Origin of the sequence: Sphingomonas sp. JUb134 (assembly GCF_004341505.2) — a bacterium.
Taxonomy (GTDB): Bacteria; Pseudomonadota; Alphaproteobacteria; order Sphingomonadales; family Sphingomonadaceae; genus Sphingomonas.
The window spans coordinates 668,829-687,040 of record NZ_SLYP02000001.1; the positions used below are offsets into that span (position 1 = coordinate 668,829).

The 18,212-nt window shown below is 67.0% G+C and carries 23 protein-coding genes; 17 read left to right on the forward strand and 6 right to left on the reverse strand.

The genetic code is table 11. The annotated features are described in order from the left end of the window. Nucleotides 1-6: 6 nt before the first annotated feature. From trbK-alt to EDF69_RS03105, 6 genes are read left to right on the forward strand one after another with little or no spacing between them, the layout of a single operon-like run. Complete coding sequence (gene trbK-alt, locus EDF69_RS03080) at nucleotides 7-309, forward strand: putative entry exclusion protein TrbK-alt (protein ID WP_119081697.1); 303 nt, start codon at nucleotides 7-9, stop codon at nucleotides 307-309. Further along, the gene (gene trbL / locus EDF69_RS03085) at nucleotides 306-1,691 is read left to right on the forward strand and encodes a P-type conjugative transfer protein TrbL (protein ID WP_119081699.1); all 1,386 of its coding nucleotides are present in this window, start codon (nucleotides 306-308) and stop codon (nucleotides 1,689-1,691) included. The genes trbK-alt and trbL overlap by 4 nt, the downstream gene beginning before the upstream one ends. 6 nt (nucleotides 1,692-1,697) lie before the next feature. After that, a complete protein-coding gene (gene trbF, locus EDF69_RS03090; RefSeq protein ID WP_119081701.1) occupies nucleotides 1,698-2,381 on the forward strand; it encodes a conjugal transfer protein TrbF in 684 nt (227 codons plus the stop codon). Next, nucleotides 2,378-3,394, forward strand: a complete 1,017-nt coding sequence (gene trbG, locus EDF69_RS03095) for a P-type conjugative transfer protein TrbG (RefSeq protein WP_132883908.1) — start codon at nucleotides 2,378-2,380, stop codon at nucleotides 3,392-3,394. Before trbF ends, trbG begins: the two co-directional genes overlap by 4 nt. Continuing rightward, nucleotides 3,391-4,623 carry a TrbI/VirB10 family protein gene (locus EDF69_RS03100; protein WP_119081704.1) on the forward strand — a complete coding sequence of 411 codons (1,233 nt, stop codon included), beginning with the start codon at nucleotides 3,391-3,393 and terminating at the stop codon, nucleotides 4,621-4,623. Before trbG ends, EDF69_RS03100 begins: the two co-directional genes overlap by 4 nt. Then, entirely contained in the window at nucleotides 4,620-4,841 is a 222-nt protein-coding gene (locus tag EDF69_RS03105; protein WP_119081706.1) for a DUF2274 domain-containing protein, read from the forward strand. The genes EDF69_RS03100 and EDF69_RS03105 overlap by 4 nt, the downstream gene beginning before the upstream one ends. A gap of 18 nt (nucleotides 4,842-4,859) precedes the next feature. On the opposite strand, the gene EDF69_RS03110 is transcribed toward EDF69_RS03105, so the two are convergent. From EDF69_RS03110 to EDF69_RS03125, 4 genes are read right to left on the reverse strand one after another with little or no spacing between them, the layout of a single operon-like run. After that, complete coding sequence (locus tag EDF69_RS03110; RefSeq protein ID WP_119081707.1) at nucleotides 4,860-5,168, reverse strand: hypothetical protein; 309 nt, start codon at nucleotides 5,166-5,168, stop codon at nucleotides 4,860-4,862. Next, complete coding sequence (locus EDF69_RS03115) at nucleotides 5,165-6,112, reverse strand: LysR family transcriptional regulator (protein WP_119081709.1); 948 nt, start codon at nucleotides 6,110-6,112, stop codon at nucleotides 5,165-5,167. Before EDF69_RS03115 ends, EDF69_RS03110 begins: the two co-directional genes overlap by 4 nt. A 34-nt stretch (nucleotides 6,113-6,146) precedes the next feature. Further along, nucleotides 6,147-6,821 (reverse strand): DsbA family protein, encoded by a 675-nt coding sequence (locus EDF69_RS03120; protein ID WP_119081710.1) that lies wholly within the window; start codon nucleotides 6,819-6,821, stop codon nucleotides 6,147-6,149. Beyond that, nucleotides 6,818-7,624: a TlpA family protein disulfide reductase gene (locus EDF69_RS03125; RefSeq protein WP_231958862.1), complete on the reverse strand. Its 807-nt coding sequence runs from the start codon at nucleotides 7,622-7,624 to the stop codon at nucleotides 6,818-6,820. Before EDF69_RS03125 ends, EDF69_RS03120 begins: the two co-directional genes overlap by 4 nt. An 85-nt stretch (nucleotides 7,625-7,709) precedes the next feature. Between EDF69_RS03125 and EDF69_RS03130 the strand changes: the two genes are divergently transcribed. Together EDF69_RS03130 and EDF69_RS03135 are read left to right on the forward strand one after the other, a co-directional pair. Beyond that, nucleotides 7,710-8,369: a winged helix-turn-helix domain-containing protein gene (locus EDF69_RS03130; protein WP_119081712.1), complete on the forward strand. Its 660-nt coding sequence runs from the start codon at nucleotides 7,710-7,712 to the stop codon at nucleotides 8,367-8,369. Beyond that, complete coding sequence (locus tag EDF69_RS03135) at nucleotides 8,366-9,688, forward strand: ATP-binding protein (RefSeq protein WP_132883909.1); 1,323 nt, start codon at nucleotides 8,366-8,368, stop codon at nucleotides 9,686-9,688. Before EDF69_RS03130 ends, EDF69_RS03135 begins: the two co-directional genes overlap by 4 nt. On the opposite strand, the gene EDF69_RS03140 is transcribed toward EDF69_RS03135, so the two are convergent. Both EDF69_RS03140 and EDF69_RS03145 read right to left on the reverse strand, forming a co-directional pair. Then, nucleotides 9,685-10,044, reverse strand: a complete 360-nt coding sequence (locus EDF69_RS03140; protein WP_339537865.1) for an ArsR/SmtB family transcription factor — start codon at nucleotides 10,042-10,044, stop codon at nucleotides 9,685-9,687. The two genes, EDF69_RS03135 and EDF69_RS03140, sit on opposite strands and share 4 nt — an antisense overlap. A gap of 32 nt (nucleotides 10,045-10,076) precedes the next feature. After that, nucleotides 10,077-10,652, reverse strand: a complete 576-nt coding sequence (locus tag EDF69_RS03145) for a peroxiredoxin (protein WP_132883910.1) — start codon at nucleotides 10,650-10,652, stop codon at nucleotides 10,077-10,079. 133 nt (nucleotides 10,653-10,785) lie between these two features. On the opposite strand from EDF69_RS03145, the gene EDF69_RS03150 reads away from it, so the two are divergent. The 9 genes from EDF69_RS03150 to EDF69_RS03190 all read left to right on the forward strand — a co-directional run bounded on the left by EDF69_RS03150 (nucleotide 10,786) and on the right by EDF69_RS03190 (nucleotide 18,205). Then, entirely contained in the window at nucleotides 10,786-11,700 is a 915-nt protein-coding gene (locus tag EDF69_RS03150) for an MBL fold metallo-hydrolase (protein WP_132883911.1), read from the forward strand. After that, on the forward strand, nucleotides 11,700-12,137 hold the full coding sequence (locus EDF69_RS03155) for a YeeE/YedE family protein (RefSeq protein WP_119081720.1): 438 nt from the start codon (nucleotides 11,700-11,702) through the stop codon (nucleotides 12,135-12,137). Before EDF69_RS03150 ends, EDF69_RS03155 begins: the two co-directional genes overlap by 1 nt. A gap of 2 nt (nucleotides 12,138-12,139) precedes the next feature. After that, the gene (locus EDF69_RS03160) at nucleotides 12,140-12,574 is read left to right on the forward strand and encodes a DUF6691 family protein (RefSeq protein WP_119081721.1); all 435 of its coding nucleotides are present in this window, start codon (nucleotides 12,140-12,142) and stop codon (nucleotides 12,572-12,574) included. Between the two features lie 12 nt (nucleotides 12,575-12,586). Further along, entirely contained in the window at nucleotides 12,587-14,164 is a 1,578-nt protein-coding gene (locus EDF69_RS03165) for a bifunctional protein tyrosine phosphatase family protein/NAD(P)/FAD-dependent oxidoreductase (RefSeq protein WP_119081723.1), read from the forward strand. Continuing rightward, a complete protein-coding gene (locus EDF69_RS03170) occupies nucleotides 14,161-14,949 on the forward strand; it encodes a sulfite exporter TauE/SafE family protein (RefSeq protein ID WP_119081724.1) in 789 nt (262 codons plus the stop codon). Before EDF69_RS03165 ends, EDF69_RS03170 begins: the two co-directional genes overlap by 4 nt. Before the next feature lie 11 nt (nucleotides 14,950-14,960). Further along, the gene (locus tag EDF69_RS03175; RefSeq protein ID WP_119081726.1) at nucleotides 14,961-15,590 is read left to right on the forward strand and encodes a peroxiredoxin; all 630 of its coding nucleotides are present in this window, start codon (nucleotides 14,961-14,963) and stop codon (nucleotides 15,588-15,590) included. 101 nt (nucleotides 15,591-15,691) lie between these two features. Then, nucleotides 15,692-17,098 carry a cytochrome ubiquinol oxidase subunit I gene (locus tag EDF69_RS03180; RefSeq protein WP_119081727.1) on the forward strand — a complete coding sequence of 469 codons (1,407 nt, stop codon included), beginning with the start codon at nucleotides 15,692-15,694 and terminating at the stop codon, nucleotides 17,096-17,098. After that, a complete protein-coding gene (gene cydB, locus EDF69_RS03185) occupies nucleotides 17,095-18,093 on the forward strand; it encodes a cytochrome d ubiquinol oxidase subunit II (protein ID WP_119081729.1) in 999 nt (332 codons plus the stop codon). The genes EDF69_RS03180 and cydB overlap by 4 nt, the downstream gene beginning before the upstream one ends. After that, on the forward strand, nucleotides 18,074-18,205 hold the full coding sequence (locus EDF69_RS03190) for a DUF2474 family protein (RefSeq protein ID WP_119081731.1): 132 nt from the start codon (nucleotides 18,074-18,076) through the stop codon (nucleotides 18,203-18,205). The genes cydB and EDF69_RS03190 overlap by 20 nt, the downstream gene beginning before the upstream one ends. Nucleotides 18,206-18,212: the final 7 nt, after the last annotated feature.

Sequence of the window (18,212 nt, forward strand, 5' to 3'; positions counted from 1 at the left end):
CGCCCGATGTCGCGCACGGCGAAGATCGCAGGGGTGGCGGCGCTGGCCGGGCTGATGATGACGGTGGCGATCGTCGCCGCCGTCCAGCCCGATGAGCCTGCGCCGGCGCCGCCGCTCGTCCTGCCGGCTGACGAAGGCCAGGCCAGGCTCGCCCGCGAGCTTGATCGCTGCGCCTCGCTGACCATGCCGGACAGCGGCTGCGAAGCGGCCTGGGCCGCCAACCGCCGCCGCTTCTTCCGCCAGGACGAGTCCACGCCTGCGACGGAACGCGGCGGCGACATGGCGCCGGATGAAGGCGCCCGGCCATGAACGACACCGGCGTTATCGACAATTTCCTCAACGTCTTCACCGGCTACATCGACAGCGGATTCGGGCTGCTCGGCGGCGAGGTCGCGTTCCTCTCGACCACGCTGATCGCCATCGACGTGACGCTCGCCGGCCTGTTCTGGGCCTGGGGCGCGGACGAGGACGTGCTTCAGCGCCTCGTCAAGAAGACGCTCTACATCGGCACCTTCGCCTTCATCATCGGCAATTTCGCGCTGCTCGCGACCATCGTGTTCGAGAGCTTCGCCGGGCTCGGCCTCCAGGCCAGCGGCGGCGCCATGACGATCGACGAGTTCATGAAGCCCGGCACGATCGCGGCGAAGGGGCTCGAAGCGGCCAAGCCGCTGCTCGATGCGGCGGGGCAGTTCTCCAGCCTTTGGGCCGTGTTCTCGAACCTCGCGCTGATCCTCGTGCTGCTGCTCGCCTGGGTGATTGTGGTGCTCGCCTTCTTCATCATCGCCGTGCAGGTCTTCATCACGCTGATTGAGTTCAAGCTGGTCACGTTGGCTGGGTTCGTCCTGCTGCCGTTCGCCTTCTTCAACAAGACCGCCTTCATGGCCGAGAAGGTGCTGGGCCATGTCGTCTCGACCGGCATCAAGGTGCTGGTGCTCGCGGTCATCACCGGCATCGGCACCACCCTGTTCAGCCAGTTCACCGGCGCGGCCCTCGGCCCCGCGCCCGACATCAATCAGGTCATGGCCATCGCGCTCGCCGCGCTGTCGCTCCTGGGCCTGTCGATCTTCGGCCCTTCGATCGCCAACGGCATCGTCTCGGGCGGCCCGCAACTCGGCGCGGGCGCGGCGGCCGGCACCGCGCTGGCCGCAGGCGGCGCGCTGGTCGGCGGCGCGGCGGCGGCGCGGCTTGGCGTCGGCGCCGCCGGTTCCGCCCTCGGCGCGGCCGGCCGGATGACCGGCGCCGCCGCGCGTGGCGGCGCTCAGATGGCAGGCGGTGCGACCAGCGCCTACAGCCTCGGGTCGCTGGGCAAGAGCGGCGCCGGCGCTGTCGCGGGCGGCATGGCCGCTGTCGGCCAAGCGGCGGCGGGAAGCGCGGCGAGCGCCGTCCTCTCGCCCTTGCGCAAGGCGGCCGCCAAGGGCGGCGCGGCGATGAAGGCCAATTTCCGCTCGGGCGCCCGCGCCGGATTCACCGCCACCGGCGGCACGATCACCGGCGGACCCGCATCCGCCACCCCGGCCGCCGCAACCGCTGGCGGTCCCGCGCCGGCCGGCACGTCCGTCCAGCCCGCATGGGCGGCCGCGATTAAACGCCGCCAGGCCGTCAGCCACGGCGCGACCGTCCTCGCCCACACCATGAAGGCTGGCGACAGCCACGGCGGCGGAGCCGGTCCCGACATCAAAGAGAAGGACTGATCCTCCATGTTCCGACGCCCCACCATTCGCTACGGCCAGCCCCCCGAACCCACCACACCCTATCAGCGCGCCGCGCAGGTCTGGGACGACCGCATCGGCTCGGCGCGCGTGCAGGCGAAGAACTGGCGTCTCGCCTTCTTCGGCGCGCTTGCCCTGTCCGGTGGGCTCTCGGCCGGCCTCGTCTGGCAATCCGCCCGCGGCCACATCGTCCCCTGGGTTGTCCAGGTCGATCGACTGGGCGAGGCGCAGGCCGTCGCGCCAGCCGAGGCCAGCTATCGCCCGACCGATCCGCAGATCGCGTTCCATCTCGCCCGCTTCATCGAGCAGGTCAGGGCGATCCCGGCCGATCCGGTCATCGTCCGCCAGAACTGGCTGCGCGCCTACGACTTCACGACCGATCGGGGCGCGATGGCGCTCAATGACTACGCCCGCGCCAATGATCCCTTCGCCAATGTCGGCCGGGTGCAGGTCGCGGTGGACGTCTCCAGCGTGATCCGCGCCTCGCCCGACAGCTTCCGCGTCGCCTGGACCGAGCGGCGCTATCAGGACGGGAGCCTCGCCACCACCGAACACTGGTCGGCGATCCTCACCATCGTCGTGCAACCGCCGCGCACGCCCGACGCGCTGCGCAAGAACCCGCTCGGCGTGTTCGTCAACGCCCTCAACTGGAGCAAGGAGTTGTCGCAATGACCTGGCAATCCGCCCACCATGCCGCCAGCGCGGCAATGCTGCTTTCCGCAACCGCGCTCGCCGGCTGCGCCACCACGTCCGCAAAGCCGCCGGCCATCGCCTACGACGATCCGCCGCGCGAGATCGCGGCGACGCCGGCCGCACAGCCGCCGCGCGCCGTCGAGGTGGTGACGATCCCCGAACCCTTGCCGCTCCCCGGCCAATTGAAGCCGCTCGCGGCCGGGACGGCGACGTCCGAGCCCGCCGATCCGCGCCGCCGCGTCGGGGCCGCGAACGCGGCCGCCCGCGTGCAGCCCACCCGCGACGGTTATGTGAACGCCATCCAGCAATATCCCTGGACGCAGGGCGCGCTCTATCAGGTCTATACCGCGCCCGGCCAGGTGACGGACATCGCCTTGCAGGAAGGGGAGCAGCTTGTGGGGCCGGGGCCGGTCGCGGCCGGCGATACGGTCAGGTGGATCATCGGCGACACGGTGAGCGGCAGCGGGCAGACCGCGCGCGTGCATATTCTCGTGAAGCCCACCCGCCCCGACATCGGCACGAATCTGGTCATCAACACCGACCGGCGCACCTATCACATCGAACTGCGCGCGACAGCTTCGACCTATATGGCCTCCGTCTCCTGGACCTACCCGCAGGACCAGCTCATCGCGCTACGCAGCGCCAATGCCGCCGCTGCCGTCTCGGCCCCCGTCGCCGCCGGCATCGACCTCGCCGCCCTCAATTTCCGCTACCGGATCGAGGGCGACCGCGTGCCGTGGAAGCCCGTCCGCGCCTTCGACGATTCCGCCCAGGTGTTCATCGAGTTTCCGGCCGGGATCTCGCAGGGCGAGATCCCGCCGCTGTTCGTGACCGGCGCGGCCGGCGATGCCGAGCTGGTCAATTACCGGGTGCAGGGCCGCTACATGGTGGTGGACCGGCTGTTCGCCGCCGCCGAGCTGCGCCTGGGCGACCGGCGCAGCGAGCAGCGCGTCCGCATCGTGCGTGACGACGGGCGCAGGGGGCGGCCGTGACCGATCCCGCCGGCAATACCCCGCCCGAAGGGGCCGCACCGCAAGCGCCGCGCGCCGACCCTCAAGCCTTCCAGCTTCGGGGCGACCCGCCCCGCGTCATGCGGCTTTCGCGCAAGGCGCTGGCCCTCATGGGCGTTGCCGCCGGCCTCGGCATCGGCGGCTCGCTGATCTACGCGCTCAAGCCGCCGGGCGAGAAGGAGGCCAAGGAACTCTACAGCACCGACAGCCGCGCCACGTCCGAGACCATCACCTCCGGGCCGCGCGACTACAGCCAGGCGCCGAAACTCGGCCCGCCGCTTCCCGGCGATCTCGGCGGCCCAATCGTCTCCGCCCAGCAGCGCGGGGAGAATGTCCCGGTCCCGCCGGTCGGTGCCCGGCCCGATCCGCGCGCCCAGGCCGAGGAAGCCGCCCGCCAGCGCGCCCAGCAGGAACGCGACGCCGCGCGCATGAGCGGCGTGTTCCTCGGCGGCAGCAGCGCCGGGGCCGCTGCGATGCCGTCCCTGCCGAACTTCGCAATGGCAGCGCCGGACGCCGCCGCTCCGCGGCCCCCAGGACAACCAGATGGCTCGGCCGCGCAGGGCGACCAAGCCGCCAAGCGGGCCTTCATGGCCCAGGCGCCCAATGCGCGCACGGTGAGCGTCGAGCGCCTGGCCGCGCCAGCCTCGCCCAACATCGTGCAGGCCGGCAGCATCATCCCGGCGGCGCTCATCACCGGCATCCGTTCGGACCTTCCGGGGCAGATCACCGCCCAGGTGACGGCCAACGTCTATGACAGCCCTACGGGCCGCATCCTGCTCATCCCGCAAGGCGCCCGGCTGATCGGCGAATATGACAGCGAGATCGCCGCCGGACAGACCCGCGCGCTGCTCGCCTGGGATCGGCTTATCATGCCGGACGGCCGCTCGATCGTTCTCGAGCGCCAGCCCGGTGCCGACGCGGCCGGCTATGCTGGCCTACAGGACCGCGTGAACCAGCATTGGGGCAATCTCCTGAAAGCCGCCGCCGTCTCGACGCTGCTCGGCGTCGGCGCCGAGCTGGGCGCGGACAGCGAGGACGACCTGACTCGCGCGCTCAGGCGCGGCTCGCAGGACACCATCAACCAGACCGGCCAGCAGATCGTGCGGCGGCAATTGAATGTGCAGCCGACGCTCACCATCCGGCCGGGGCATCCGCTGCGCGTGGTCCTGACCCGCGACCTCGTATTGGAGCCGGTTGGAGGCGCACGATGAGCAAATTGAAGCTGGGGCCGCTGGCCGACGATCGGCCGGTCAAGCTCTCTGTGGAGCTGCCCGCCGCCGTGCATCGCGACTTGCAAGCCTATGCCGCCGCGCTCGCGGCCGAGACCGGGGGATCGCCGGTCCCGCCCGACAAGCTGGTCGCGCCGATGCTCACCCGGTTCATGGAAACCGACCGGGCCTTTCGCCGGCACCGCGCGCAGGGGAAATGAGGGCCGCGTTCGCTCGCCTCAATTCCCCATGAACTTCTTGAAACGCTCCCGGCCTTCCGCCTCGATCACGGCCTGCTCGGCGTTGGCACACTCGTCGCCGCGCGCCGTTCCTTCCGCGCATTGCGCCACGACCTGCCGCGCTTCATCGAGATGCGCCGCGAAATACTGCATCCCGCGCGGCTCAGCCGGCGCCGGGACGGCGGCAGGCGGGCCGGCGACGATCGCCGTCCGCTCGACGGGGACGATGATCGGGCGGAGGACGAAGCCCGCCCCGAACCCGATGATGAGCGTGACCAGCACGATGATGAGTGTCTTTCCTTGCGTCATGACGGCTCCTTTCCCGGTTGCTGAGAAGATGGCTGTGGCCTAGGCACCGACGGCATCGAATAGCGGGCGGTGACGAACTCAAGAAACCGGCGCAGCACCGGATTTTCATTGTCCTCACGCCAATAGCCGGAGAAGCCGATCCGCGTGTGGCCGTTGGTCTCGTGGACCTCGCGGAAGATCACGCCGGGAACGTGAATACCGAGCGCAGATTCCGCGACGATCGAGATATGCACACCAAGCCCGACAACACTTAGAACAGTATCGCGCCCAATATCCTCCATGTCGATCTCGGGTGAATGGCTTGGTATCCCGAGCTTACTCAAGATCATGTTGCGGCTTTCTGGACCGGGATCTCGCTGCGTCAGCAGGAAGCGTTCACCGATAAGGTCGGCCCAGTGGATGTTTTCACGGGCGGCAAGGCGATGGTCTTCTCGCATGGCCACCATTATTCGTTCGCTCCAGAACGAGCGGTTCACCAGCCCTGGGCAACGGGACTCGCCAATCATAATCGCGATGTCGAGCACCCCGTTTTCGATCCCGGCCAGCAACATTTTCCGGTCGCGCTCGAACCCGCGCAGCTTCACGTTTGGATTGCGTTCGCCGAACTCGCTGAGTGTGGCGCGCAAATTCCCGGCTGAAAACGATGTGTAAAAGCCCACCGCCAGCCTGCCGGCCTCACCATTACGCGTCGAGCGAACCCAGGCGTTTAATTCTTCCCACTCGCCCACAATTCGCTGCGCCGTGTAAAGATACGTCTCGCCGTCTTTTGTGAGCGTGGCGCCACGCGTCCTGCGGTCGAACAGTGCCATGCCTAGCCGTTTCTCGACATCGAGAATGTGCCGGCTAAGTGTCGCTTGTTTAATATTGAGGTTGCGTGCCGCGCGGCTGAAGCTGCCCGCTTCGGCGGCCGCTATCAGATAGCGGAGCTGGCGTAGTTCAATCACAACCTTGCACGGCTTTGCGACATTTGTTGACCGCCTAATCGCCCTCCCGAGCAAGTGCGACCGCTTGCCGAAGGGTCGCTAGATCGACCGCGCCCGGCAGCAGATAAGGTCCCACCATCAAGCCGGGCGTGCCGGAAAGACCGGCCATCGCTGCGAAGCGGCTCGTGCGGCCGAGCGCCTGACCAATCTCGGACCCATGTTGATCCAGATCGGCTTGGAGCCGGTTCCAATCTACACCGGCTCGATCCGCCGCCGCCCGGATGTTCTGGGATGACAGGCGGCCTTCGGTCTGCATAAGGGCAGCATTGAACTCAGCGTGCTTGCCCTGATACTGCGCCGCGATCGCCGCGCGAGCCGCCTCGGTGCTGGCGGCGCCGAAGATCGGCCAGTCGCGATAGACGAGCCGGACCTTGTTGTCCTCTCGCATCAGCGCGTCGAGCACGGGGTGCATTCGGCGACAATAGGGACATTGGTAATCGGTGAAGAAAACGATGGTCACGTCGTAACCTTCGGGTGCGACCGTTGGCGCGACAGGATCGTTCTGAATCTCCTCGCGGATGCGCAGCGCCTCGGCGGAAGGAGTGGTGCCGCCAGCTTCCGCGATCGACTGAGCCCGCGCATCGGCGCCGTTGCCGCCACGCATCGCGAGCAGGCCCACCAGAACCAGCGCCGCAACCAGCACGGCTGCGATCGACATCTTCTTTTTCATGACGTCATCCTCTCAAGGTCTCGAAGCGCCGCCAGCAAGGCTGCGCGGGATATCTCGCCGGTGTGCGTGCGCCGGATGCGCCCGTCGGCGTCGATGAACAGGGTGGTGGGCATCGCCCGCGTTCCGATCGCCTCGCCCAGAGCGCCGAGCGGATCGAGCCGGATTGAGGTATCCGCCAAGCCCTCCCGCGCGAGATAGTCGCGCACCCGGCTCACATCCTCGCCCTGGTTGACGAGGAGAATGGGAATATCCGAGCCGGCGGCCACGTCGATCATCATCGGCATTTCGCGCCGGCAGGGCGGGCACCAGGTCGCCCATAGATTGACGACAAAGGGTTGTCCGCGCAGGCTCTCGATCGGGATTGGGCGCTGCGCCATGTCTGCTAGGATCGGGCCGCTCGGCAATGGTCGCGGCTGCGGAGCCAGCAGCGCGGTTGCGGCAATCTGCGCGGAGACCAGCACGGCCAGGGATGCGACCAGCCCGGCGGTTGCGCGCTGACGGCCGAGCAGCATGACGATCACCACAGCGGTTGCAAGGACGCCGGGCCACAGCGAGAAACCGCCCTGCCATAGCGCGAGCACGGTCCAGGGCTCGATCGCGAAGGCAGGGGCGTTCTCGGCGACATAACCGACGCGCGCCGCTACAATGCCGACCGCAGCCGCGATCCAGGCAACACGCCCGGCCCGGCTTTCGGTTCGCGCGGCGATAAATCCTCCGACGCCGAGGAACGCCCAAAGCAGCGCGACCGCGATCATGCGGTCGGTCGCGATCATGAGCGGACCCAGTTGCAGCACGCCTTCCATGCTGGATGTCGTGTGCAGCGAACCTTAAGGCAGGCTTAGGGTCACGCTTAAGGCTGGGATAAGTTCGTGCGGTAAGGACGGCGGGATGCGAATATTGGTAATCGAAGACGACGAGATCCTGCGCGACGGCCTTGCCGCCGGGCTGGGCCTCGAAGGGTTCGAGGTGGACAGCGTGGTGAACTGCACCGACGCGCGCGCCGCCGTCGCGACGCAGGATCATGCGGCCATCGTCCTCGATATCGGCTTGCCGGATGGCTCGGGCCTCGAACTCCTGACGGAGTGGCGGCGCGACGGGGTGAAGACGCCCATCCTTCTTCTGACCGCGCGCAACCTCATCGGCGACCGCATCGACGGGCTCGATGGCGGGGCGGACGACTATCTTGGCAAGCCGTTCGATCTTGGCGAGCTATCGGCACGCCTGCGGGCACTTCTGCGGCGCTCGAGCGGCCGGGCCGAGAACGGGATCAGCCTGGGCGACCTGACGATCGACGAAGCCTGCCGCACCGTCGCCGTCGCCGGCGAGGAGGTGGCGCTGTCGCGGCGCGAATATGCGATCCTGCATGCACTCGCGAGCCATCCCGGCCACGTTCTCTCGCGCGGCCAATTGGAGGATCGCATCTACGGGTGGCAGGACGAGGTAGAGAGCAACGCCGTGGAGGTCCATATCCACAAGCTGCGCGCCAAGCTCGGCCGCGAGCGGATCGAGACCGTTCGCGGCGAAGGCTATCGGATCGCCCGCCAATGATGTCGCTGCGTATCCGCCTTTTCGCGTTGGTGGCGGCGATCACCATGATCGTCTGGGCGGGCGCGGCCACCTGGACCGCGCTGTCCACGCGCGCGGAGGTGCAACGCGTCCTGGATGGACGTCTTATCGAGGCCGCCCGCATGGTGGCGGCGCTCGACGTGCCGATGGTCGATGAACCGAGGCGGCTCCCGCCCACGGCCTACACGCGCCAGCTCTCGTGCCAAATCTGGTCGATGGGTGGTGAATTGATCGGCCAGTCCGCCGGCGCGCCTGATCTGCCGCTCGCACAGGGGCAACCCGGATTTTCCGAGCGTCAGATCGGGGACCAGCATTGGCGGGTCTATACCCATGTCGATGCGCAACGCGGCCTGCGGGTGATGGTGGGCGACAATCTCAGTGTGCGCCAACGGCTCGTGACGGGCATGATGATCGGCCTGCTCCTGCCGGCGCTGGTGGGCCTGGCCGGGCTCGGCGTCCTCCTTTGGCTCGGGGTTGGGCGCGGGCTTCGGCCGCTCGATGCCTTGGCCCGGTCGATCGCGGCGCGCTCGCCGAGCAGCCTTACGCCCCTGGATGAGACCGTCGGCCCTAGCGAATTGCGGCCCGTCGTGCAGGAAATGAACGGCCTGCTGCGGCGGCTTGAAGCGGCCCGCCAGGCCGAACGCGATTTTGTCGCCAATGCCGCGCATGAAATGCAGACGCCTTTGGCCGGGCTCAAGACGCAAGCGGAGGTCGCCCGGCGGGCAACGGACCCAGCCATGCGCGACCATGCGCTGGAGCAGATCACGCGATCGGTGAACCGCACCAGTCGCATGGTGCGCCAGCTTCTCAGCCTCGCAGGTGAGGAGGGACGAGCGCGCGAGCCGCAGATTCAACCGGTCGTCCTCGACCCCGTGCTGGCCGAGGTGATCGACGACTATCGTGCGGTCGCGACAGCGCGTGATATGCGGATCGTCGTGGCGCCGTCATGCGAAGGAGCCGCGGCGCCGATGGCGCCCGAGGCTTTGCGCCAGGCGATCGGGAATCTTGTCGAGAACGCCCTTCATCACGCCGGTCCGGGCGGCGAAGTCGTCATCGCCTGCGAGACCAACGGCAAAGCAATGGAAATCTTGGTCATGGATCGCGGATCGGGCATCGCGCCGCAGGATCGGGATCGACTGCGCCGCCGCTTCGAGCGCGGGGCCGGTGTGCAGAATAGCGGGAGCGGCTTGGGGTTATCGATCGTCGAGGCAGCGGTGGAGAGTTGCGGCGCGCGCCTCGATCTGCGCGAACGGCCATCGGGCGGCTTGATCGCGGCAATCCGGTTCGATCGATCGATCTAGACGTTGAGAATGCGCGCGAAGGCGGCAGCGCCCTTCACGGACCTAGCGCGATCACCCACTACGCCCGAGCCGGGCGCGATCATAGCAGGATTGCCCGAGCCAAACACCGCCTCGATGCTGCGCACGCACAGCTCGGTCGCATCGTCGGCGAGGCTGTAATAGACCTGCTTGGCCTGCCGCCGCGTCGAAACCATGCCCGATTTGCGCAACTCCCCAAGTTGCTGGCTGAGCGCGGGCTGGCCGATGCCGGTGGCCTCGTCGATCGCCGACACCGATTGCTCGCCGCGCGACAGCAGCAGCGACAGCACCATGAGGCGCTGCGGCTGGGCGAACGCCTTCAGCTTCTCCGTGGCCATGTCGGCCTGCGAACGGCTCTCCCACAACTCGGTCATGGCGCGGCCCGGCAGAACCAGTCATCGCCCTCGGCGTCGCTCGAAGGGGGCAGCAGCATCGGTTCCCCCGGACGCCATCCCTCCGGCGTCAGCCTGTCGCCTGACGCGGCCGCCTGGAGCGCGGCGACCATCCGGACCATTTCGTCGACCGATCGCCCGACCGACATGGGATAGTGGGTGATCGCCTGAATGACGCCTTCGGGGTCGATGAAATAGGCCGCGCGCACCGCCGAGCTGTCCTGGGCGGCCTCGTCCAGCATCCCATAGGCGCGCGCGATAGCCATCGACGGGTCTTCGACGATGGGAAAGCCGATCTCGACATCGAACTGGTCCCGAATCGCCTTGGCCCAGGCGGCGTGGGCATAGAGGCTGTCGACCGACAGTCCGAGCAAGGCGCAGTCCATCGCCTCGAATCGATCCTGCGCCTTCGCCAGCCCCACAAATTCCGTGGTGCAGACAGGCGTGAAGTCGGCCGGGTGTGAAAAGAACACGATCCAGCGCCCGCGATAGGAGGATAGCCGCACCATCCCTCTGGTGGTCCTCGCCTCGAAATCCGGGGCGGTGTCGCCCATCCGCAATGAGCGGCTCGGGCCGCTCGTCAAAACCTCGTTCGTCATCAATCCCGTCTCTCACTCCAAGCGCATTGACGCAACTCACTTACATGATTACATAGATGTTAAATCATGAAAGCGAAAGGCTGTAATCATGGACGAGACAGTTCAAAAGGCAGCGGCTCAGATCGCGAACGCGCGCAACGGCGTGCCGCAGATCAAGGCGTTCTTCGACGAGCCCACCTTCACCGCCAGCTATGTGGTGCATGACCCCGAGACTCGGGCGGCAGCAATCATCGATAGCGTGCTCGACTACGACGCGGCATCGGGAAGGACCTCGTTCGCTTCGGCCGATGCGATCATCGCCTATGTTCACGAGCATGACCTTGCGGTCGAATGGTTGCTGGAAACCCATGCTCATGCCGACCATCTTTCGGCCGCGCCCTATATTCAGGGAAAGGTCGGCGGAAAGCTCTCTATCGGCCGGGCAATCCTTCAGGTGCAGGAGATCTTCGGCAAGATCTTCAACGAAGGCACCGAGTTCGCGCGCGACGGATCGCAATTCGATCGCCTGTTCGAGGATGGCGACCAGTTCACCATCGGCAATCTCCAAGCGACCGTGCTGCATGTGCCTGGCCATACGCCGGCGGACCTTGCCTACGTGATCGGCGACGCGGCGTTTGTCGGCGACACGCTGTTCATGCCCGACTACGGCACCGCGCGCGCGGACTTTCCGGGCGGCGACGCACGCACGCTGTTCCGCTCGATCCGACGGCTGCTGACCCTTCCTCCCGAAACACGCCTGTTCCTGTGTCATGACTATAAGGCGCCAGGCCGCGATCGCTTCGCCTGGGAAACGACCGTTGCCGCCCAGCGGGCCGGTAACGTCCACGTTCATGACGGGGCCGAGGAAGAGGCGTTCGTCGCCATGCGCGAGGCGCGCGACGCCACGCTCGACATGCCCAAGCTCATCCTGCCGTCGATCCAGGTGAACATGCGCGGTGGCAGACTGCCCGAGCCTGAGGACAACGGCACGCGCTACCTCAAGATTCCGCTGGATGCCGTTTGATGGGCACGCTGTTTCCCGACGCCATGCCGCTGACGGGTTTCCTCGGCGGGCTGATGATCGGCGTCGCCGGGGCGATCATGCTGCTCGGGCTTGGCAGGATCGCTGGGGTCAGCGGTATGGCTGCGACCTCTATCGGGGTTGGTGAGCGAGGGTCGGATCGCAAGCTGGCGCTGGCCTTCATTATCGGCCTTCCGCTCGGCGCGGCGCTGATCTCGCTCACCGGTCCCTTGCGGATCGCCTTCCCGGACTCGACCGCGCTTTTGATAGCCGGCGGGCTTCTTGTGGGGTTCGGCACACGGCTCGGCAGCGGCTGCACCAGCGGACATGGGGTCTGCGGGTTGTCGCGCCTGTCGCCGCGCTCGCTCGTGGCGACCGGCCTGTTCATGACGGCGGGCTTCGCCACGGTGGCCATCATGCGCGCATCGGGGACGCTCTGACCATGCGGATGCTCATCGCACTTGCCGCCGGCCTCCTGTTCGGCGCCGGCCTCGCCATATCCGGATTGGCGGACCCGTCCCGCGTAACTGCCTTCCTCGACCTGTTCGGTGCATGGGACCCGACCCTCGCTTTCGTCATGGCCGGCGCGATCCTGCCGATGGCCGTTGCATGGCAGGTCCAGCGCCGCGCGCGGCGGGCCTTGTCGGGCGATGCCTTCTGCGTGCCGGAAACGACCAGACTCGACGCACGACTTGCGATCGGGGCGCTGCTCTTTGGCGTGGGGTGGGGGCTTACCGGCATCTGCCCCGGCCCGGCCGTCGCCAATTTGGGGCTCGCGCCGGTCGCGGTGCTTCCGTTCCTGATCGCAATGGCAGGCGGGATGCTTCTCCACCGGCTCTGGGCGAACCGTCGACCATCCTCGAAGGCCGGCAACTGAAAGGCGCGTCTGATGGAAAAGGTCATTCCGATCGGCGAAGGCTTCGCGATCACAAGCCAACTCGACCCTGAGGATCTGAGGGCGGCGGCCGCGGCGGGATTTCGCTCCGTCATCTCCAATCGGCCAGACGATGAGGAGCCCGGCCAACCGAGCGCCGCCGAAATCGAGCAAGCGGCCGCGGCGGCGGGCCTCGCCTTCGCTCACCTGCCAGTCTCAAGCCGCGACATCGCGCTTGAGGATGCGCGCGCGATGCGCGGTGCGCTGGATCGGCTCCCCGGCCCCATTCTCGCCTATTGCCGCACGGGCGCACGCTCCCAGGCCATGCACACGGCCGCGACGTCATTGAATAGTCAGGCGAAGCGCTATGACGTGGTGATCGTTGGCGGCGGCAGCGCGGGGATCGCTTGCGCCGCCAGCATCCTCAAGCGGAGGCCGGACATCTCGCTCGCCATCATAGAGCCGTCCGAAACCCATTACTATCAACCAGGCTGGACGCTCGTGGGCGCCGGCGTGTTTCAACCCGAGGCGACGCGCCGTCCGATGGCGAGCGTGATCCCCAAGGGGGCCGAATGGCTGCGTCAGGAAGCGCTCGCGCTTCATCCTGATGAGCAAGCGGTCGAATTGGCCGACGGTTCGCGCATCGCCTATCGCGGGCTAGTCGTCGCGGCCGGCATCAAGCTCGACTGGAACGCCATCCCCGGCCTCGCCGGGACGCTCGGCGAACATGGCGTGACCTCCAACTATCGCTACGATCTCGCGCCCTATACGCGCGATCTTGTTCAAACACTGAGGAACGGCGTTGCGCTGTTCACGCAGCCGCCCATGCCGATCAAATGCGCGGGCGCACCGCAAAAGGCCATGTATCTCTCCTGCCATGCCTGGGAGCGCGAAGATTGCCTCGGCGCGATCGACGTCGAGTTCCACAACGCCGGCGCGGCGTTGTTCGGTGTCGCCGACTATGTGCCGGCACTCATGCGCTACATCGAGCGTTACGGCATCGATCTTCGACTCGGCTCGACGCTGATTGAGGTTGATGGACCCGGACGCCGCGCGGTCTTTCGGCAAGGGGCCGGCGAACGATCACAAACCTGCGAACGCCGCTTCGACATGCTTCACGCGGTGCCACCGCAAGTCGCGCCGGACTTCATTGCGAACAGCGCCCTCGCCGACGCCACCGGCTTCGTGGCGGTCGATCCCGCGACGCTTGCCCATCCGCGCTGGCCCAACGTGTTTGCGCTGGGCGATGTCGCCGGCACAAGCAATGCCAAGACCGCCGCCGCCGCGCGCAAGCAGGCCCCCGTCGTCGCGGTCAATCTCCTGGCCGTGCTCGATAGCACGCTGCCCTGGGCGACCTATGACGGCTATGGCTCCTGCCCTCTGACCGTCGAGCGGGGCAGGATCGTGCTGGCGGAGTTCGGCTATGGCGGCAAGCTCCTGCCGAGCTTCCCGTCCTGGCTGCTCGACGGACGCAGGCCGACCCGCCGGGCTTGGTTCCTCAAGGACCGTCTGCTCCCGCCCATCTATTGGCGCGGCATGCTCAAGGGCCGCGAATGGCTGGCGGCGCCCGGTCGCCGCGACGACGAGCAATGACCCTCGAGCCCGTTCAATATGTCCTGGGGCTCGTCTCGGGCGGGCTGGTGGGCTTGAGCCTCGGCCTGGTCGGCGGCGGCGGCTCGATCCTCGCCGTTCCCCTGATGGTCTATCTGGTCGGCGTGCCAAGCCCTCATGTCGCGATCGGAACCAGCGCACTCGCGGTCGCCGCCAATGCGGCCACCGGCCTCGCCAACCATGCCTGGGCGCGCAACGTCAAATGGCGCTGCGGCGGCATGTTCGCTGGCGGTGGCATCGCGGGCGCGCTCGCCGGCTCAACGCTCGGCAAGATGGTCGATGGCGAAAAGCTGCTGTTCCTGTTCGCGCTGGTCATGCTGCTGGTCGGCGGGTTTATGCTCAAAGGGCGCGGCAATCCCGGCGATCCGGGTGCCGAATGCAACCGTGAGAAGGCCCCGAAAGTGATCGGCTACGGCCTGGGCTCCGGGCTGTTCTCCGGCTTTTTCGGCATCGGCGGTGGCTTCCTGATCGTGCCGGGCCTGGTCGCCTCCACCGGCATGCCGATCCTGCTTGCGGTCGGCACGTCGCTGGTCGCGGTTACGGCCTTCGGCCTCACCACGGCCGCCAACTACGCCTTTTCCGGGCTCATCGACTGGCCGCTCGCGGCTCTTTTCATCGCCGGCGGCGCGGTCGGCAGCTTCGCCGGCACGCTCTTCGCCCGGCGTCTCGGTGCCACCACGGGCCGCCTCACCACCGTCTTTGCAACCCTGATCTTCGCCGTCGCCGCCTACATGCTGTGGCGGAGCGGCGCGGCCCTTTTCACCTGAAAGGAACCACAATGACCCTGCATATTGGCGACACCGCTCCCGACTTCACCGTCGATACCCAGGTCGGCCCGATCAGCTTCCATGAATGGGCCGGCGATAGCTGGGTGTTCTTCTTCAGCCACCCGGCCGACTTCACGCCGGTCTGCACGACCGAGATGGGCCGCACCGCCCAACTCGCCCAGGCGTTCGAGAGCCGCAATACCAAGCCGCTCGGCCTTTCGACCGATACAGCGGAAGAACATCGCAAATGGATCGACGACGTTAACGACACGCAGAAGACCGATCTGCGCTTCCCGATCGTCGCGGATGCCAACCTCGCCATCGCGCGTATGTATGACATGATCCACCCGGAGCAGAGCGAGACCGCAGCGGTGCGCTCGGTCTTCATCATCGATCCGGCCAAGAAAATCCGGCTCACGATGACCTACCCGATGAGCGTCGGCCGCAACTTCGATGAGGTCCTCCGGGTGATCGACGCGCTCCAGCTCGGCGACGCGCGCCGCATCGCGACGCCGGCCGACTGGATGCCCGGTAAAGAGGTCATCATCCCGCCGTCGATCAGCGACGAGGAAGCACGCGGCCTGTTTCCCCAAGGCTGGACCGAGCACCGTGCCTATCTGCGGACCACGATGGTCGATTGACGAGCGTGCAAACGCCGCGTGTCTGCGCGCCGGTGGGACGCTTTGCCTAATGTAAAGCGTCCCGCCCACGCATCAGGAGCAGGCGGAGGAGACAGTTTCCGATGTTCGAGTCGTTCGACGCCCTGCTGTTGGCGCGGTTGCAATTTGCGTTCACCGTCAGCTTTCACTTCATCTTCCCGGCTTTCTCGATCGGTCTGGCCAGCTTCCTGATGGTGCTGGAGGCGTTGTGGCTGAAAACCGGCAAAGGCGTTTATGCCAACCTCTACCGCTACTGGCTGAAAATCTTCGCCATCACCTTTGCGATGGGCGTCGTGTCCGGGATCGTCATGTCCTACCAGTTCGGCACCAACTGGTCGGTCTTCTCGGACAAGGCCGGGCCGGTGATCGGACCCTTGATGGCCTATGAGGTCCTGACCGCCTTCTTCCTCGAAGCCGGCTTCCTCGGCGTCATGCTGTTCGGCATCAACAAGGTGGGGCGCAAGCTGCACTTCGCGGCGACCTGCATGGTCGCGCTCGGCACGTTCATCTCGGCCTTCTGGATTCTCTCGGTCAATAGCTGGATGCAGACCCCGACCGGCTTCGAGATGGGCGCGAACGGCCAGTTCCTCCCCGGCCCGAGCTGGTGGGCGATCGTCTTCAACCCAAGCTTTCCCTATCGGCTCGTCCACACCGTCATCGCCGCCTATCTAACCACCGCCTTCGTGGTCGGCGCGGTAGGCGCGTGGCATCTGCTCCGCGACCGCGCCAATCCCGGCGCTCGCAAGATGTTCTCGATGGCGATGTGGATGGCGGCGATCGTTGCGCCGATCCAGATTTTCGTCGGCGACCTTCATGGTCTAAATACGCTGGAGCATCAGCCGGCCAAGGTCATGGCGATGGAGGGCCACTATCAAAGCCATCCCGACGGCGCGCCGCTGATCCTGTTCGGTATTCCCAATAGCGCCGAGCGGCGGGTGGACTACGCGGTCGAGATTCCCAAGGCTTCCTCGCTGATCCTCAAGCACGATCCCGACGCCCCGCTCGACGGGCTCGACACGATTGCCGAGGAAGACAGGCCGCCAGTCGGCATCGTCTTCTGGGCGTTCCGCATCATGGTCGCGATGGGGCTTGCGATGCTCGGCCTCGGCCTGTGGAGCCTCGCCGCGCGGGTGCGCCGCCGGCTTTACGACTGGACTTGCCTGCACCGCGCCGCGGTCGTGATGGGACCGTCGGGTTTCGTCGCGGTCCTGGCGGGATGGATTACCACCGAGGTCGGACGCCAGCCCTGGACGATCTATGGCCTGTTGCGCACCGCCGAATCCGCCGCGCCGCTCGATGCGCCCGCGGTCGCGGCGTCGCTCATCGCCTTCATCATCGTCTATTTCGCGGTCTTTGGAGCAGGCACGCTGTATATCCTCAAGCTCATGGCCAAGCCGCCCGAGCCGCACGAGGACCCCGTGCCGGTCCACGGGCCGGTGCGGACCGCCGGCATCACGCCCGCGCCCGCGATCGATGGTGGGGATCAATGATCGACCTCACCATCATCTGGGCCTTCATCATCGCCTTCGCGGTCTCCGCTTATGTGGTGATGGACGGGTTCGATCTCGGCATCGGCATCCTGTTCCCCCGCTTCAAGGTGGGCAGGGAGCGCGACATGGCGATGAACAGCATCGCGCCGGTGTGGGACGGCAACGAGACCTGGCTGGTCATGGGCGGGGGCGGCTTGCTCGCTGCCTTTCCGCTGGCCTATGCGATCGTGCTGCCGGCGCTCTACGCCCCGCTGATCGCGATGCTGCTCGGTCTGGTGTTTCGCGGTGTCGCCTTCGAGTTCCGCTGGCGTGACCCGGCGCATCGCCACTTCTGGGATGTATCCTTCTGCGCGGGATCGATCATTGCCGCCCTGTCGCAGGGGATCGTGCTCGGCGCGCTGCTCCAGGGGATCGCCGTCGAGGGACGCGCCTATGCCGGCGGATGGTGGGATTGGCTCACCCCCTTTTCGCTGGCGACAGGAGCGAGCGTGGTGGTCGGCTACGCCTTGCTCGGCGCAAGCTGGCTGATCTGGAAAACCGACGGGCCGCTGCATGAACAGGCGCGGCGCATGGCGCGGCCTCTCTTGCTCGGCCTGCTCCTCGCCATCGCGCTCGTCAGCGCCTGGACGCCGTTTCTCGAAGCGCAATATTACCGGCGCTGGTTCGAGTGGCCCGGCGTGCTGGCGGCCGCGCAGATGCCGCTGATGGTCACGGTCGTTGCGATCTTCACCTGGCGAGCGATCGGAAAGGGGCGCGACTGGTTGCCCTTCCTGCTCGCGCTCGCGCTGTTCGGCCTTACGATGATCGGGCTCGGCATCTCGATCTGGCCGGACGTCGTGCCGGGCGCCGTCACCATCTGGGAGGCCGCCGCGCCGGAACGCAGCCAAGTCTTCATGCTGATCGGCGCCGGCATCCTCATTCCGATCATCCTCGCCTACACGGTGTGGGCCTATTGGGTATTCCGGGGAAAGATCGATGAAGCTGGATACCACTGACAAGGGCGGCCCCCTGTGGCGGCGGCTGCTCTGGTTCGCCGCCATCTGGCTCGGCAGCGTAACCGTCCTTGCGGCGGCCGCCTTCGCCATCCGGCTGGTGCTCAAACAGTAAGCGTAAG